Origin of the sequence: Sorangium sp. So ce296 (genome assembly GCF_051529605.1) — a bacterium.
GTDB lineage: Bacteria > Myxococcota_A > Polyangia > Polyangiales > Polyangiaceae > Sorangium > Sorangium cellulosum_D.
In genome coordinates, this window is record NZ_CP150325.1 from 11,166,190 (window position 1) to 11,181,583 (window position 15,394).

Annotated in this window: 10 protein-coding genes and 1 pseudogene; 8 read left to right on the plus strand and 3 right to left on the minus strand. The window is 72.1% G+C overall.

Annotated features, from left to right (window positions below):
* The first annotated feature begins 72 nt into the window (after positions 1-72).
* A complete protein-coding gene (ccrA, locus tag WME98_RS41315; protein ID WP_437947160.1) occupies positions 73-1,335 on the plus strand; it encodes a crotonyl-CoA carboxylase/reductase in 1,263 nt (420 codons plus the stop codon).
* A 790-nt stretch (positions 1,336-2,125) separates the two neighbouring features.
* On the opposite strand, the pseudogene WME98_RS41320 reads toward ccrA, so the two are convergent.
* The 3 genes and pseudogenes from WME98_RS41320 to WME98_RS41330 form a co-directional block, all read right to left on the minus strand.
* A pseudogene (locus WME98_RS41320) lies at positions 2,126-2,224 on the minus strand (hypothetical protein); the annotation flags it as partial.
* A gap of 18 nt (positions 2,225-2,242) precedes the next feature.
* Positions 2,243-3,529: a patatin-like phospholipase family protein gene (locus WME98_RS41325; protein ID WP_061625269.1), complete on the minus strand. Its 1,287-nt coding sequence runs from the start codon at positions 3,527-3,529 to the stop codon at positions 2,243-2,245.
* Positions 3,526-7,977 carry a serine/threonine-protein kinase gene (locus WME98_RS41330; RefSeq protein ID WP_437947162.1) on the minus strand — a complete coding sequence of 1,484 codons (4,452 nt, stop codon included), beginning with the start codon at positions 7,975-7,977 and terminating at the stop codon, positions 3,526-3,528. The genes WME98_RS41325 and WME98_RS41330 overlap by 4 nt, the downstream gene beginning before the upstream one ends.
* Positions 7,978-8,469: 492 nt before the next feature.
* Here WME98_RS41330 and WME98_RS41335 point away from each other — a divergent pair, with 492 nt between their 5' ends.
* The 7 genes from WME98_RS41335 to WME98_RS41365 all read left to right on the plus strand — a co-directional run bounded on the left by WME98_RS41335 (position 8,470) and on the right by WME98_RS41365 (position 15,236).
* Complete coding sequence (locus tag WME98_RS41335) at positions 8,470-10,203, plus strand: fumarate reductase/succinate dehydrogenase flavoprotein subunit (RefSeq protein ID WP_437338033.1); 1,734 nt, start codon at positions 8,470-8,472, stop codon at positions 10,201-10,203.
* 22 nt (positions 10,204-10,225) lie between these two features.
* On the plus strand, positions 10,226-10,510 hold the full coding sequence (locus tag WME98_RS41340; RefSeq protein ID WP_061625266.1) for a 4Fe-4S dicluster domain-containing protein: 285 nt from the start codon (positions 10,226-10,228) through the stop codon (positions 10,508-10,510).
* A 23-nt stretch (positions 10,511-10,533) separates the two neighbouring features.
* Positions 10,534-11,508, plus strand: a complete 975-nt coding sequence (locus WME98_RS41345) for a HEAT repeat domain-containing protein (RefSeq protein ID WP_437947164.1) — start codon at positions 10,534-10,536, stop codon at positions 11,506-11,508.
* Between the two features lie 4 nt (positions 11,509-11,512).
* A complete protein-coding gene (locus WME98_RS41350; protein WP_437947166.1) occupies positions 11,513-12,943 on the plus strand; it encodes an ABC transporter substrate-binding protein in 1,431 nt (476 codons plus the stop codon).
* Entirely contained in the window at positions 12,940-13,863 is a 924-nt protein-coding gene (locus WME98_RS41355; RefSeq protein WP_437947167.1) for an ABC transporter permease, read from the plus strand. The genes WME98_RS41350 and WME98_RS41355 overlap by 4 nt, the downstream gene beginning before the upstream one ends.
* Positions 13,860-14,714 carry an ABC transporter ATP-binding protein gene (locus tag WME98_RS41360; protein WP_437947168.1) on the plus strand — a complete coding sequence of 285 codons (855 nt, stop codon included), beginning with the start codon at positions 13,860-13,862 and terminating at the stop codon, positions 14,712-14,714. Before WME98_RS41355 ends, WME98_RS41360 begins: the two co-directional genes overlap by 4 nt.
* A 96-nt stretch (positions 14,715-14,810) precedes the next feature.
* Positions 14,811-15,236 (plus strand): DoxX family protein, encoded by a 426-nt coding sequence (locus WME98_RS41365; protein ID WP_437947169.1) that lies wholly within the window; start codon positions 14,811-14,813, stop codon positions 15,234-15,236.
* Positions 15,237-15,394: the final 158 nt, after the last annotated feature.

Below are 15,394 nucleotides of genomic sequence, written 5' to 3' on the forward strand. Positions count from 1 at the left end.
TGGGCAGGCGCTTCCTCTCCGGAAGCGCCAGCGGGGGGCGCGGGTTCAAACGACGAGCATCAGGAGAGCGCGATGGCGGACGCATCGTATTGCGAGAGCACCTCGTACGCAGAGAAGGATCTGTATGGGCTGGGGGAAATGCCTCCGCTCGGGCACGTGCCACGGAGCATGGTCGCGTGGGTCATCCGGCGCGATCGCCATGGCGAGCCGAGCACCGCCATGCAGCTCGAGGTCGTGCCGACGCCGCGCATCGGCCCGGATGAGGTCCTCATCGCGGTCATGGCCGCCGGGATCAACTACAATGGCATATGGGCCTCGCTGGGGAAACCCGTCTCGGTGTTCGACGTGCATCGGCACGACTATCATGTGTGCGGCTCCGACGCGGCGGGCGTCGTATGGGCGGTCGGCAGCATGGTCAAGCGGTGGCGCGTCGGCGACGAGGTCATCGTGCTGGGCAGCCAGGACGACGGCGAGGACGAGGAGTGCAACGGCGGCGATCCGCTGCTCTCTCCGACGCAGCGGATCTGGGGATACGAGACGCCGCACGGCTCGTTCGCCCAGTTCACGGTCGTGAAGGGGAGGCAGCTGCTCGCGCGGCCCCGGGGCTTGACCTGGGAGGAGAGCGCCTGCTACCTCGCCTCGCTGGCGACCTCGTACCGCATGCTGTTCGGGCACGCCCCGCACATCCTGCGGCCGGGGCAGAACGTGCTCGTCTGGGGCGCCGCCGGCGGCCTGGGCTCGATGGCCGTCCAGCTCGTCGCCGCGACGGGAGCGAACGCGATCGGCGTGATCTCGGACGAGAAGAAGCGAGATTTCGTCATGTCGCTGGGCGCCAAGGGCGTCATCAATCGCTCCCAGTTCAGGTGCTGGGGGCCGCTGCGCTCGCTCGATGACGCAGCTTATGCAGAGTACATGAGCGAGGTGCGCCGCTTCGGGAAGGCCATCTGGTCGATCACGGGCCAGAAGACCGACGTCGATCTGGTGCTCGAGCACCCTGGCGAGTCGACTTTCCCGGTGAGCTGCTTCGTGGTGAAGCGCGGGGGCATGGTGGTGTTCTGCGCCGGCACGACCGGGTACAACTTCACGATGGATGCGCGGTTCGTGTGGATGCGTCAGAAGCGCATCCAGGGGAGTCACATCGCGACGTTGATGCAGGCGAGCCAGGCGCACCGCCTGGTGCTGGAGGGGCGCGTCCGTCCGATCCTCTCGGAGACGTTCTCGTGGCACGAGATCCCGAAGGCGCACATGAAGATGAGGCAAAACCTCCACGAGTCCGGGAACATGGCCGCGCTCGTCCAGGCCAGGGCGCCGGGCATGCGTTCGCTCGAACGGTGAGCGCACGCCCTCACGACAGCTCGCCCGTCGCATCGACCGGCCCCCGGCCGCGAGGTGACAAGTCGTCCCGTGTAGCTCTCCGCAGAACGAAGAGGGCGCCCTGCGCGCCGCGGCGGCCTGACGGCAGCCCAGCAATGCTGTCTTGCCGCAGAGCGGAGCTCGCCAGCTGGTCGGAGCCGCTTCCCCGCATTCCCAGGGCGCTCACCAGCAGCCCCGGGGTGCTCGCCGGCAGGTCCGGGGCCCTTGCCGGCAGGTCCGGGGCCCTTGCCGGCACCCGCTGGTACGGCTCCTCGGAGCTGCTGGTACGGCTCCTCGGACCCGCTGGTATGGCTCCTCGGAGCCGCTGGTACGGTTCCTCGGAGCCGCTGGTACGGTTCCTCGGAGCCGCTGGTACGGTTCCTCGGAGCCGCTGGTACGGTTCCTCGGAGCCGCTGGTACGGTTCCTCGGAGCCGCTGGTACGGTTCCTCGGAGCCGCTGGTACGGCTCCCTGGAGCTGCTGCCACGACCCTCGCCGCCTCACCGGCGCCGGCCACGTCCCCCGGCCCGCTGACGAAGCTCCCAGGCGTTCATCGACGGCGCCTGCTGCTGGCTGCGAGCTCAGGGACAGGCCCTAGAGCGGGTTTAGCTCGGGTTTGATGCAGCCGTCTCTCGTCTCTCGTCTCCCGTCCCCCGTCTCCCGTCTCCCGTCTCCCGTCCCCCGTCCCCCGTCCCCCGTGCGCGTCCTTCGTGCGCGTGCGCGTGCGCGCTGATTCCGGGGAATCGCGCACGCGCACGCGCACGAAGAGGAGCACGGGAGAGGGAAGACGGGAGAGGGAAGAGGGAAGACGGGAGAGGGAAGAGGGAAGAGGGAAGACGGAAGAGGGAAGACGGAAGAGGGAAGACGGGAGAGGCCAGCCGAGAACCGCTCTAAATGGACCCCCCCGGCCCTACGGGCGGCGGAATCGACCACTCCGCGCTGTCCGAGAGCCTCGGCTCCGCCTCCTCCGCCGCGCTCCCGAAGAAATCCGCCACGTCGTGCCGCCTCGCCTCCGCGTCCGCCCGCCCGAGCTCGATCAGCTTCCGCGTGAACGACCCGTCGAACAACAGGTAGCTCGCCAGATCGGCGTCGTTCTCCGCCCCCACGTCCACCAGCGAGAGCAGCCGCCGCATCATCGCCGGCCCCCCCTGCACCTTGCCCGCCTTCACGTGCTCCGCCGCCAGCCGCCCGAGATCCACGCTCGGCCGCACCACCAGCGTCTCCACCCGCCGGTACGGCAGCGCCCCGCGCTGCGCCGCCGCCCCGTTGATCGAGTGCAGGAAATCCGGCCCGAACGCGCGCTCCCCGTCCTCGATCATGTGGTTGACCCGCGTCAGGACCTCGAAATCCGTCTGGATGTGGTCGAGCAGGAACGCGTTCAGCACCTTGCCGAGCACCAGCGCCATCCCCGGCGGCTTGCCGCTGTCCCCCGCGTCGATGCTCCGCACCTCCCGCGACAGCCCGATCGCCAGCACGTGCGTCGCCCCCAGCCGGAGCGCCGGCGCGATCGGCGTGTTCTGCCGCACCCCGCCGTCCATGTACAGATCCCGGCCGATGCGCACCGGCGGGAACAGGATCGGGATCGCCGCCGACGCGAGCGCGTGCGGCGGGCCGATCAGCGCCCCGCGGATGATCGTCCGCGGCGGCGCCGTCGTCGGCAGCGCGCCGTCCGGGCCGGTCTGCATGAAGATCACCGTGCGGCCCGTCGCGATCTCGGTCGCCGACACGCTGACCGCCGACAGGTACCCGTGGCGCAGCGTGCGCGCGATCGCGCGCCACGGGATCTCCCGCTCGACGAGCCGCTGCATCGGCGAGACGTCGAACAGGCCCACGCCCTCCGAGCCGCCGCCGAACATGAGCTTCGGCAAGGAGATCGCCTGCCGCACCCCGAAGCCGAGCACCGTCTCGAGCTTCAGCTGCGTCCACAGGTTGACGAGCCGCCGCACGCCCAGCGTCGGATCGTCGAGGTGCGCCGCGAGGTAGCACGCGTTCACCGCCCCCACCGACGTCCCGCACAGGATGTCGATCCGCGGCGGCGCGCCCCGCAGCCGGGCGAACGCGTCGAGCACGTACGACATCACCCCGACCTCGTACGCCCCCCGCGCGCCGCCGCCCGAGAGGATCACCGCGACCTTGCGCCGCGGCTTCGCCGCTGTCCTTCCGCCGGTACCCGTCATGCCATCTCCCCGCGGCGGAGCGGGTCGTGCCCCGCCGCCGGACCCTCGGCCTCCGCGGCCAGGATGCGCCGCACCACGGCGCGCTCCAGGAACAGCGCCCTGAGCCGCGCGTCGCGGATGTAGCTCGCCACCTTCTGCACGTGGAGCGCGGCGCGGTGGTACGCGTCCGCCGCGCTCGCCGGCGCGCCCTTCTGCAGCGCCTCGCAGCAGAGGTCGCGCACCTCGATGCCGTACTCCGAGCTGCCCGCCTCGACCGCGCCGAGCGCCGTCCGCGCGAGCAGCACCCCGGAGTGCACCTCGCCCGCGTCCACCCGCGCCGCCGCCTCGATCGCCGTCGCGTACGCGTGGTAGCTCATCAGCCCCTGCGACTCGGCGAGCTGCCGCGCCTCGGAGGCGTTCGCGATCGCGGCCTGGACGTCGCCCTGCGCCTTCGCGAGGAGGCCGCGCACGTTGCGCTCGTGGATCATGTCGTACACGCTGCCGGTCACCGCGATGAGCGCGCCCGCGTCGGCGCACAGGGTGTGCGCGGCGTCGGCGTCGCCCGCTTCGAGGAGGATCCCCGCCGTGCAGAGGAGCGTGTCGGCCCGCGCATCCTGGTCGTCATAGCGCTCGTGCGCCTCCCGCGCCCGCCTCATGTACGCGAGGCTGCGCGGCATGTCCCCGAGCTTGGCGTACGCGTGGCCGATGTTGCTCAGCGTCTTCGCGATCTGGAACCTCCCGCCGATCGCGAGATCGATGGAAATCGACGAGAGCCCGACCGCGATCGCGTCCTCGAAGCGCTCGAGCACGAACATCGCCACCGCGAGCGAGTTCTTCGCGCGCGCCTCGCTGCGGCGCGCGCCCACCGCGCGGAACACCGCGATCGCCTCGGCGTAGGCCTCGACCGCCTCCTGCACGCGGCCGACCCGGCGCAGCAGCACCCCCTTCGTGCGCAGCACCTCCGCGCGCGCCCGCGGCGTCAGCCCGCCCATGTGCGTCACCCGGAGCGCCCGGTCGGCCGCGCTGATCGCGCCCTGGACGTCGCCGAGCTCGCGCAGCACCTCCGAGAGGATCGTCAGCGCCTCGACCTCGAGCGCCGGGCGCCGGGCGATGCGCGCGATCTCGGCCGCCCGCTGCGCCACCGGCAGGCCGCGGGCGAGGTGGCCGTCGTCGAGGTCGAGCCGCGCGGTGCGCACGAGCGCGAGCGCGGCCCACCGCGCCTGCCCGCTCTCCTTCGCGAGCTGGCGCAGCGCCGTGAGGTGCTTCCTCCGCTCGCGGCGGCGGCCGAGGTGGCGGAAGATCGCCTCCAGCGCCTCGTGCGCGATCATCCGGCGGGTGTCGCCGGTCGGCAGGAGCGACAGCGCGCGCTCGTAGTACCGGCGCGACAGCTGCGCCTGGTGCCCGGCGCGCGCGGCCCGCGCCGCGTCGAGGTAGAGCTCCGCCGCCGGCCCGGGCGCCTCGCCGCGCGCGAGGTGCTGCGCCACGATCGCGGCCGAGAGCCCCTGCGCGAGCGGCGTCGTCGACAGGTGCTCGCCGAGCCGGCGGTGCATGCGCACGCGGCTCGCGCTGTCGAGCGCGAGGTAGGCGACGTCGCGCACGAGCGGGTGCCGGAAGTCCACCGCCCCGGCGCGGCGATCGCACAGGCCGCGCGCGCAGAGGCGCGTCACCGCCTCGTCGTCCGCGAGCCGCGTCAGGTTCAGGATGTCGTCCTTGAGCAGCGGGCCCCCGGCGACCGCGAGCCAGTTCACGACGTCGTGCTCCGCGGGCGGCAGCTCGCGCAGCCGGTCGCCGATGAGCTGCTCCAGGGTCGACGGGAGCGGCTCGCCGCGATCGCCGGTCCGGTCGTGGCGGACGAGCTCGTGCCGCCCGTCCGGGTGCTCGACGATCTCCAGCGTGCCCCGCTCGAGCAGCGCGTCGACCATCTCGAGCAGGAAGAACGGGTTGCCGGCGACGCGCGGCACGAGCTCGCCGCAGACGGCCGAGACGCCCTCGCGCACGCCGAGGCGCGCCTCGACGAGGCGCATCTGCTCCTCGGCGCTGAGGCCGCGGAGCTCGATCCGCACGAGCCCCTCGATGAACGGCGTCACGCGCTCCTCGGGGCGCGTCAGCAGCAGCACGAGGATCGGCAGCCGCTCCGAGCGCTGCTTGAGGAGCTCCGAGATGAGCTCCAGGCTCGGGCGATCGGCCCACTGCAGGCCGTCGATGACGACGACGAGCGGCTGGTGGCGCGCCAGCGAGCCGAGCAGGTACTTCACGCCGCGCACCACCACGTCGCGGCCGTAGGCCGACGCGTCCTCCTCGGGGTGGTCGAGCTGCTTGCCCGTGACCAGCTCGGCGAGGCGCGTGACGATGCGCGCCCCGAGCGGCGAGCGCGCGATCGACCCGAGCAGCGCGCGGATCACGTGGGCCGCGTCGTCGATCGAGTGGTCGAGCCCCATCCCGGTGACGTCGCGGAGCACGTCGCAGACCGTGGCGAGCGGCAGCTCGCTCTTCACCGGCGAGCACTCGACGTGGAGCACGCGCGCCTCGCCGGGGAGCTCCGAGAGGAACGTCGAGATGAGCGCGCTCTTGCCGATGCCCATCTCGCCGACGATGACGCGCGCCACCGACTGGCCCCGGAGCGCGCCGCCCGGCGGGCTCGGCGGCTTGCTCTGCCGGCTCGGCGGCGGCGGCGGCTCGCTCTCGCCGTAGCGCGACGGCGGCTCGGCGAGGCCCTTCACGGGCGGCGACACCGCGCGGTGGTAGGCGGCGTGCAGGTCCGCGCGCTCGGCGTCGCGCCCCACGAGGTCGTTCGGCGACAGCGCGATCTCGGCCATCCGCTCCTCGCGGGTGAGCGGGCGCTGCAGCGCGTAGAGCCGCATCTGGTGCGGGACCTGGTAGCCGCCGGCGTCGTTGAGATCGAGCGACGGCGCGTCGCCCCAGCGGAAGTCGCGCCGGACGAGGCGGTAGACGCCGCCCGCGACCCAGGTCTTGCCGAACGGGGTGCGGCTGCCGAGGCGCTCGGCCAGGAAATTCGCGGGCTCCTTGAGCACGTGGTTGATGAGGTGCCCCTGCTCGTCGCGCTCGCCGTACGCGATGCCGCGGACGATGCCGATCGCGGCGCGGAGCTCGACGGGCAGGTCCTCCGACGCGCCGGCGAGCGCCTCGTGCACGTCGACGGCCAGCGAGGCCGCGTCGGCCGCGGCGCGCGACGGGTTCGCGAGCAGCCCGACGACGGCGCGCGCGCTCGCGTGCGACTCCCACGACCAGATCGCCCCGTGCTTGAAGGCGATCGCGTCGAGGGTCGTGCGGATCGAGCGCCCGCTGCGCTTGCCGGCGAGCCGCCCCTGCGCCCCGAGCAGCTCGTCCACCCCCTCGATGCGCAGCGTCACCACGGCGACGTGGCGCACCTCGCGCACGACCCGCGGCGCCCCGGTGTTCTCGGCCTCGCCGCCCGTGCGCGCGGCCGGCACCGCCGCGAGCGTCTGCGGCTGCGCCATGGAGCCGCTGTCCGGGGCCTGCTCCGCCGCGCCGCCCGCGGCGTTGTCGCGCGCGTCCTCGTGCCGATCGCGGCCGAGCAGGTGGGCCACGGTCTGCTCGACCGACGCGTTGTCGACGAGCTCCTGCTTCGCGAGCAGCACGCGCGCGATCGCGCCGGCGAGATCGCGCGCGGTCTGGAAGCGGTCCTCGGGCGCGTGCGCCATGGCGCGCATCACGATCGCTTCGAGCTCCGCCGGGATGTCGCGCGCGTGGGCCGACGGGGGGTCGAACAGGCCCTCCTTGACGGCCTGGAGGAGCGCCTCGTCGTCGAGCTTGCCGTAGGGCGAGCGCATGGCGAGCAGCTCGTAGAGCACGACGCCGAGGGCGTAGATGTCGCTCCGCCGGTCGACGCGCTCGCCGCGCGCCTGCTCGGGCGACATGTACCCGAACTTGCCCTTGAGCACGCCGGGCTCCTCGCGGAAGAGGTTCGCGCTGGCGATGCCGAAGTCGGCGATCTTCACGACGCCCTCGAACGACAGGAGGATGTTTTGCGGCGAGACGTCGCGGTGGACGATGGCGAGCGGCATGCCGCCCTCGTCCTTGCGCTCGTGGGCGTAGTGCAGCCCCTTCGCCGCCTCGGAGACGATGAACGCGGACACGAGGGGCGGGATCCGCGACTCCTTCTGCTGGGCGGCGCGCATCAGCTTGCCGAGGTCGAAGCCCTCGACGTACTCCATCGAGAGGAGCAGCCCGTCCTCGCCGTGGTCCGAGAACTCGTAGACCTGGACGATGTTCGGGTGGTTCAGGCGGGTCGCGAGGTGGGCCTCCTCGACGAACATCGCGCGGAAGCGCCGCGAGGCCCCGTGCGCGGGGAGGATCCGCTTGACGACGAGGAGCTTGTAGGTCCCCTCGGCGCCGCGCTTCTTGGCGAGGAAGACCTCCGCCATGCCGCCAGCGCCCAGGCGGCGCTGGATCTCTAGGTCGGCGAGCTGGGACGGGTGCTTGGCCATGCAGCGAAGCGGCGCGCGGGCGCCGCGGCTGGGAGGGGCCGGGCGCGGTGGATCAGGGAGACCGATGAAAGAAGGACCGCGCGCGGTTCCCCCCGATCCATGGGAGGACTACGGGTTGACCCGCATGGTAGCGTCCCGCCCGCGTCTTCGGGGAGACAACCATGGTGGAAAGGCGAATCTTTCTGGGCGGGTCGGGGGTCGGCGCGCCCGGTGAGCCCGCCCGCGCGCCGCGGATCCGCGGCGGCGCGGCCGTCCGCCATCGACGCTGAATTTTCGCTTGCAAGGCGCCCTCACGCGGGGGCTCGCCCCCGGGCCGCCGCGGCCGGCCGAGGGCAACAAAGCGATTGCCCAGGGTGCCACCGTCTGTTAAAGCGGATCCAGTAAAACGGATGCGGCGTCCGTCATGGAAGACGCCGTGCATCCGACCCTGGCGGCCGGGCCGATCGGCGGCGGGGTCGTCGTGTGCGCGCTGGAGACCTCGAGGGGTTCGTAATGGACATTCGCGTGACAGAGGCGGACGTCGTCGTCGTGGGCGGCGGAAGCGCAGGCTCGACTGCAGCGGTGGAGGCACAGCAGCGCCTGCCGCGGGGGCGCGTGGTGCTCCTCGAGAAGGCGCATATCAAGCGGAGCGGCGCCATCGCGATCGGCATGGACGGGCTGAACAACGCGATCATCCCCGGACACGCGACGCCGGAGCAGTACGTGAAAGAGATCACGGTGGCCAACGACGGCATCGTGAACCAGCGCGCCATCTACGAATACGCGCGGAACAGCTTCGCGATGCTCCAGGAGCTCGACTCCTGGGGGGTCAAATTCCAGAAGACGCGCTCGGGCGATTTCGACGTCAAGAAGGTCCACCACAACGGGAGCTACGTCCTCCCGATGCCGGAGGGCTACGATCTCAAGAAGATCCTCACGCGCATGGTGAAGCGCGCCGGGGTGCGGGTCATCAACCGCGTCATGGCCACGCGGATCCTCGTGACCGAGGGGCAGGTCGCCGGCGTGATCGGCTTCGACACCCGGGAGGGTCACATCGAGATCATCAAGGCCAGGGCGGTCATCCTCTGCTGCGGCGCCTCGGGGCGGCTCGGCCTGCCCGCGTCCGGCTATCTCCACGGGACGTACGAGAACCCCTCGAACGCCGGAGACGGCTACTCGATGGCCTACCACGCGGGCGCCGAGCTCACGGGCATCGAGTGCTTCCAGATCAACCCGCTCATCAAGGACTACAACGGTCCGGCGTGCGCCTACGTCACCGGCCCGCTCGGCGGGCACACGGTGAACGCGCGCGGGCACCGCTTCATCGAGAGCGATTACTGGAGCGGGCAGATGATGCTCGAGTTCTACCGGGAGCTCCACTCGGCGAACGGCCCTGTCTACCTCAAGCTCACGCACCTCGCCCCGGAGACGATCACCGAGGTCGAGCGGGTCCTCCACCAGACGGAGCGCCCGAGCCGCGGCCGCTTCCACGAGGGGAGGGGGCACAGCTACGCGAGCGATCTCGTCGAGATGCACATCTCCGAGATCGGCCTGTGCAGCGGTCACAGCGCCTCGGGCGTCTGGGTCAACGAGAAGGGCGAGACCACGGTGCCCGGGCTCTACGCCGCCGGCGACATGGCGTGCGTGCCGCACAACTACCTCCTCGGCGCGCTCACCTACGGGAAGATCTGCGCCCAGAACGCGCTCGACTACCTCGATCGCACGCCCGCCGTCGAGCCGCTCGCGGCCGACGTCGACGCCGAGCGCGAGCGCATCCTCGCCCCGCTCTCCCGGAAGAGCGGAGTCGCGCCCCACCAGTACGAATACAAGGTGCGGCGCCTCGTGAACGACTACCTGCAGCCGCCGAAGACGGGCAACCGGATGACCCTCGGCCTCGAGTACTTCCTGCGCGCGAAGGACGAGCTCGACGAGGTCACGGCGGCGAGCCCCCACGAGCTCATGCGCGTGATGGAGTGCCACTTCATCCGCGACTGCGCGGAGATGGCCGCGCGCGCCTCGCTGTACCGGACCGAGAGCCGCTGGGGCCTCTACCACTACCGGCTCGATTACCCCGAGATGGACGACCGCCGCTGGTTCACCCACGTGAACCTGAAGAAGGGCGACGACGGCGAGATGGTCGCCTTCAAGCGGCCCGTGGAGCCTTATCTCTTCCCGATCGACGACGGCGAGCTCAAAACCTACCACCGGCTGCGCATCCCGGCCGAAGAGCAGCGCGCGCCGCTCTGACGAGCAACGAGGTCATCAATCCATGGGTCACCTTCTCAACCGCGAATCCGTCAAGGCGCAGCGCGCCAGGACCGTCGGCCACGCCGAGGCCTCCGTTCGGCTCGATCTGCCGGTCGTCGTCGACGAGGCGTCCTGCATCAAGGGGTGCCGCATCTGCATCGACTCGTGCCCGGTGGACTGCCTCGCCATCCATCCAGAGACGAAGAAGGCGCACATGGCCTACGACGAGTGCTGGTATTGCCTCGCGTGCGAGATCGACTGCCCGAAAGAGGCCATCACCGTGAAGATCCCTTTCCTCATCCGGTAGCGGCCTCGAGGCGGAGAGACGACATGACACAGGCTTCGCTCGCACAGGAGCTCGTGAGCGTGCTCAGGGATCCCGATCCCGGCGCGCGCCAGCTCGCGCTGACCCAGATCGAGGACCTCTCGGACCCGGAGATCCTCCACCCGCTCATCGAGGCCGTCCGCGACGAGGACCCCACGGTGCGGGCGCTCGCGCTCGGGCACCTCGAGGACCTCGGCGACCCGCGCGCGGTGCCCGCCATCCTCCGGGCGCTCGACGACGACGAGACCCACGTGCGCGAGGCCGCCGCCACGGCGCTCCGCGAGCTCCGCGGGGCAGAGGCGGCCACCCACCTGATCGACGCAATGCGTCATGATAACCCGTTCGTGCGCATGTCGGTGATCGTGGCGCTCCGGGAGATCCGCGATCCGCGGGCGCTCGAGCACCTCGAGGGCGCGCTCCTCGACCCTTCGCCCGAGGTGCGGCGCGAGGCGGTCCTCGCCCTGGCCTACCTGCGGCGGCCGGAGACCGCGCGCGCCCTGCGCGGGAGCCTGCGCGATCCCGACGCGCGGGTGCGGCAGGTCGCGATCGGCGCGCTCGAGCCGCTCGGCGCGCCGGCGCTCGTCGAGGAGCTCGTCGCGCTCTTGTCCGACCCCGACTGGCGGGTGCGCGTCGAGGCCGCGATCGTGCTCGGGCGCTCGGCGCACGGCCTCGCCGCGCCGCACCTCCGGACCGCGCTCAAGGACGCGGCCTGGCAGGTGCGGAAGGAGGCGGCGCTCGCGCTCGGGCGGCTCCGGGCGGCCTCGGCCGCGGCGGATCTCGTCGGGCTGCTCGGGAGCGAGCTGCCCGACCTGCGCAAGGCCGCCGCCCAGGCGCTCGGCGAGCTCGCGGCGGCGTCGGCCGAGGCGCCGCTCGGGCGGCTGCTCGGCGACGCCGACGTCGAGGTGCGGAAGGCGGCGTCCCGCGCCCTCGACGCCATCCGGGCAGGGGCCGGGCGCCATGGAACCTTCGCGAGGGATTGAGCCGATGATCAAGGCAGCGCGCGTGCTGTTGCTCCTCGTGGCGGTCCTCGTCGGCCTGTCGTGCACGAAGGAAGAGAAGCGGACGATCCGCATCGCCATCGGGACGCAGGACACGACGATCAACTGCGCCACCGGCGGGCTCCTGATCCGGGAGCTCAAGCTGCTCGAGAAGCACCTCCCGAGGGACGGCAAGTACAAGGACGTCTCCTACGAGATCGAGTGGAAGGACTTCACCTCGGGGCCGCCGCTGACGACCGAGATGGTGGCCGGGAAGCTCGACATCGGCGCGATGGCCGACTTCCCCGGCGTGCTGAACGGCGTCGCCCACCAGAAGCAGGGGAGCCGCAGCCTCTACATCGCCACGCTCTCGGGCAGCGCGCTCGGGAGCGGCAACGGCATCGTGGTGCCGCTCGACTCGCCGGCCCAGGGCCTGAAGGACCTCAAGGGCAAGCAGATCTCGGTCCCGTTCGGCTCGTCCGCCCACGGCATGCTGCTCCGGGCGATCCGCGATCTCGGCTGGGATCCGGACAAGGACGTGACGCTCGTGTCGCAGTCGCCCGAGGTCGGCGGCTCCTCGCTGAAGGCGAAGAAGATCGACGCGCACGCCGACTTCGTCCCGTTCGCCGAGCTGTTCCCGTTCCGCGGCTTCGCCCGGAAGATCTACGACGGCGCCAGCGTCAAGGTGCCGACGGCGCACGGCGTCCTGGCGCGCGCGGCCTACGCGGAGGAGCACCCGGAGATCGTCGTCGCCTTCCTCAAGGCGGCGCTCGAGGCCGATCGTCTGTTCGCGGAGGAGCCCGAGAAGTACAGCGAGCTCATCGAGAAGGTGACCGGCGTGGACGCCGAGGTCGCCTACATGTTCCACGGGCCGCTCGGCATCCAGACGCGGGACTTCACCGTCAAGCCGGAGGTCCGCCGCGCGCTCCAGGTGGCCGTCGACACGCTCACGCTGCTCAAGCGCACCGACACGACGCTCGACGTGGGCGCGTTCGTGGACGACCGGTACATCCGGCGCGCGGCCCAGGAGCTCGGGCTCGACTACGAGGCGCGGCTCGCGAGCTACGCGAAGCTCCCGCTCTCCGGGAGCGACGCCCTGTCCGGCGCGCCGATCGCCGAGCCGACGCTGGCCGCGCAGATCTGGGTCGGGGGCGAGCCGAAGGTGCGCGCGTACGCGAGCCCGGGCTCCGCGCTCGCCGCGCTGAAGCAGCTCGCGGCCGAGGGCAAGGAGATCCGCGCCGCCTTCGTGCACGACCGGCTCAGCGGGGTGAAGCTCCTCGCCGATCGCGCGTGGTACGCGCGGCGCCCCGACGGGAGCCTCGCGGCGTTCCTGGCGAAGGAGGACGCCGACCGGTGGGCCGCGGAGAACGCCGCGGCGGTCGTCGACTTCGCGACCCTGCGGGGCGACGTCACCAAGCTCACGGCGGCGGCGCCATGACGATGATCTCGGAGCGCAGCGCGCCCGCCGCGGCGGAGCTCGGCGGCCGCGCGACCTTCGCGCCCGCGCCCGCGCCGGCCAGCGCGAGCGCGTCGCGGCGGCGCGCCTCCCCGGCGCCGGGGGGCGAGCGGCGCCCGCGGCGCGATCTCGGCCGCGCCGCGCTGCGCGTCCTGTCCGTGGCCGCGTGCGTCGCCCTCTGGCAGTGGGCGTCGCTGTCGCGCGTCGACCTCGGCCTCGTCACCTTCGTCAACGTGCCCGCGCCGACCGAGGTCCTCGTCGCGGCGCGGGAGCTCTTCGGCTCGCCGAAGCTCTGGCTGCACCTCCGGAGCAGCGTGCTCCGCGTCCTCGCGGGCTTCGTCGCCGCGGGCGTCACGGGCGTCGTGCTCGGGCTCGCCATCGGCCGCTCGCGGCTCGCCGAGGACACGCTCCTGCCGCCGCTCGAGGTCCTGCGGCCCATCCCCGGCGTCGCCTGGCTCCCGCTCGCGATCCTGATGTTCCCGTCGGCCGAGCTGAGCATGATCTTCATCACCTATATGGGCGCGCTGTTCCCGATCCTGCTCGCGACGATCCTCGGCGTCGGCGCCCTCGATCCGCGGCTCATCGCGAGCTCGCGCAGCCTCGGCGCGCGCCCCTTCCGCCTCTTCCTCGAGGTGGTCCTCCCGGGCGCGCTGCCCAGCATCATCACCGGGATGAGCATCGGCATGGGCACGTCCTGGTTCTGCCTCGTCACCGCCGAGATGATCGGCGGCCAGTACGGCATCGGCTACTTCACCTGGGAGTCGTACAACTTGCAGCGCTACCCGGACATCGTCCTCGGCATGCTGCTCATCGGCCTGATGGGCATGCTCAGCAGCGCGCTCGTCCAGCGGATCGGCGCGTGGCTCACGCCCTGGCACCGGCCCGAGGAGAAGGGCCGATGACGCCCGCGGCGAGCGCGGCGCGCCGGCAGAGCCCGGGGGGCGCCGTCGAGATCCGCGGCCTGTCCGTGGCCCTCGGGGCGGGCCCCCGCCGCGTCGAGGTGGTGCGGGATCTCGATCTCACCGCCGAGGGCGGCGAGCTCGTGAGCCTGCTCGGCCCGTCCGGGTGCGGCAAATCGACGATCCTGAACGCCGTCGCCGGGTATGTGACGCCGGAGCGCGGCAGCATCGCCGTCGGCGGCGAGCCGGTCGACGCGCCCGGGCCGGAGCGCGGCATGGTCTTCCAGCAGTCCTCGCTGCTCCCCTGGAAGACGGTCCTGAACAACGTCGGCTTCGGCCTCAAGATGCGCGGCGTCCCGGAGCGTGAGCGCCGGGAGGCGTCCCGCCGCCTGCTCGATCTCGTCGGGCTGTCGGGGTTCGAGGACGCCTATCCGGCGCAGCTCTCCGGCGGCATGCAGCAGCGGGTCGAGATCGCGCGCGTGCTGATCACCGAGCCGCGCGTGGTCCTGATGGACGAGCCGTTCAGCGCGCTCGACGCCCAGACCCGGCTCTCGATGCAGGCGCTGCTCCTCGACGTCATCCGCCACGTGCGCACGACGGTGCTGTTCGTCACGCACGACATCGACGAGGCGATCTTCCTGTCCGACCGCATCGCCCTCATGACCCGCCGGCCGTGCCGCGTCGGCGCGCAGATCGCCGTGCCGTTCGAGCGGCCGAGGAGCGCCGCGATCGTGGGCTCGAGCGAGTTCGCCGCGATCAAGCGGCGGTGCCTCGACGCCCTGAACGACGGGCGCGTGATCACCGCGCCGCCCGCGGCCCCCGCGCGCGGCCTCGACCAGCGCCCGACCGCGTGAAGCGCCGACCGGCGCGCCGGCGTGGCGAGCTCATGCGCACGGCCTTGATGTTCTCTGCATTTTTCCTTACTACCGAGCCGAGAGGAGTGATCCCCGATGCTCACCAGGTTCCTGCGGGTGACCGACGTGCCGTTTTCCGGCTCGGTCGGGCTGCTCGTGCTTCGCGTCGTCACCGGCATTGCTTTCATCTTTCACGGCTGGGGGAAGATCCAGGCCCCCTTCGGCTGGATGGGGCCCACCGCGCCCGTCCCCGGGTTCTTGCAGGCGCTGGCCGTCCTCGCCGAGGTCGGCGGCGGCATCGCCTGGATCCTCGGCCTCCTGACGCCGCTCGCGTCGCTCGGGATCGCCATCACCATGGCCGTCGCCGTCTCGGTGCACGTGATGAACGGCGACCCGTTCTTCGCGATGGGCGCCGCCTCCTACGAGGCGGCGGCCGTCTACTTCAGCATCTCCCTCGTGCTGCTCCTGCTCGGGCCGGGGAGGCTCTCCGCCGACGCGGCGATCTTCGGGCCGAAGCGCTGAGCTGCTCCGCGCGCGCTCGCCCGACGCGCGCCATCGCGTCGCCGCCGGCGCTCCGGCGGCGCGCCTGAGCCTCGCCGGCCGATCCCTCCGGCCCGGCGCATGGGATGGGCACCGCGGGAGCCCGCGGTTCCATCGAGGTCGGACGGCGAGCGCATCGC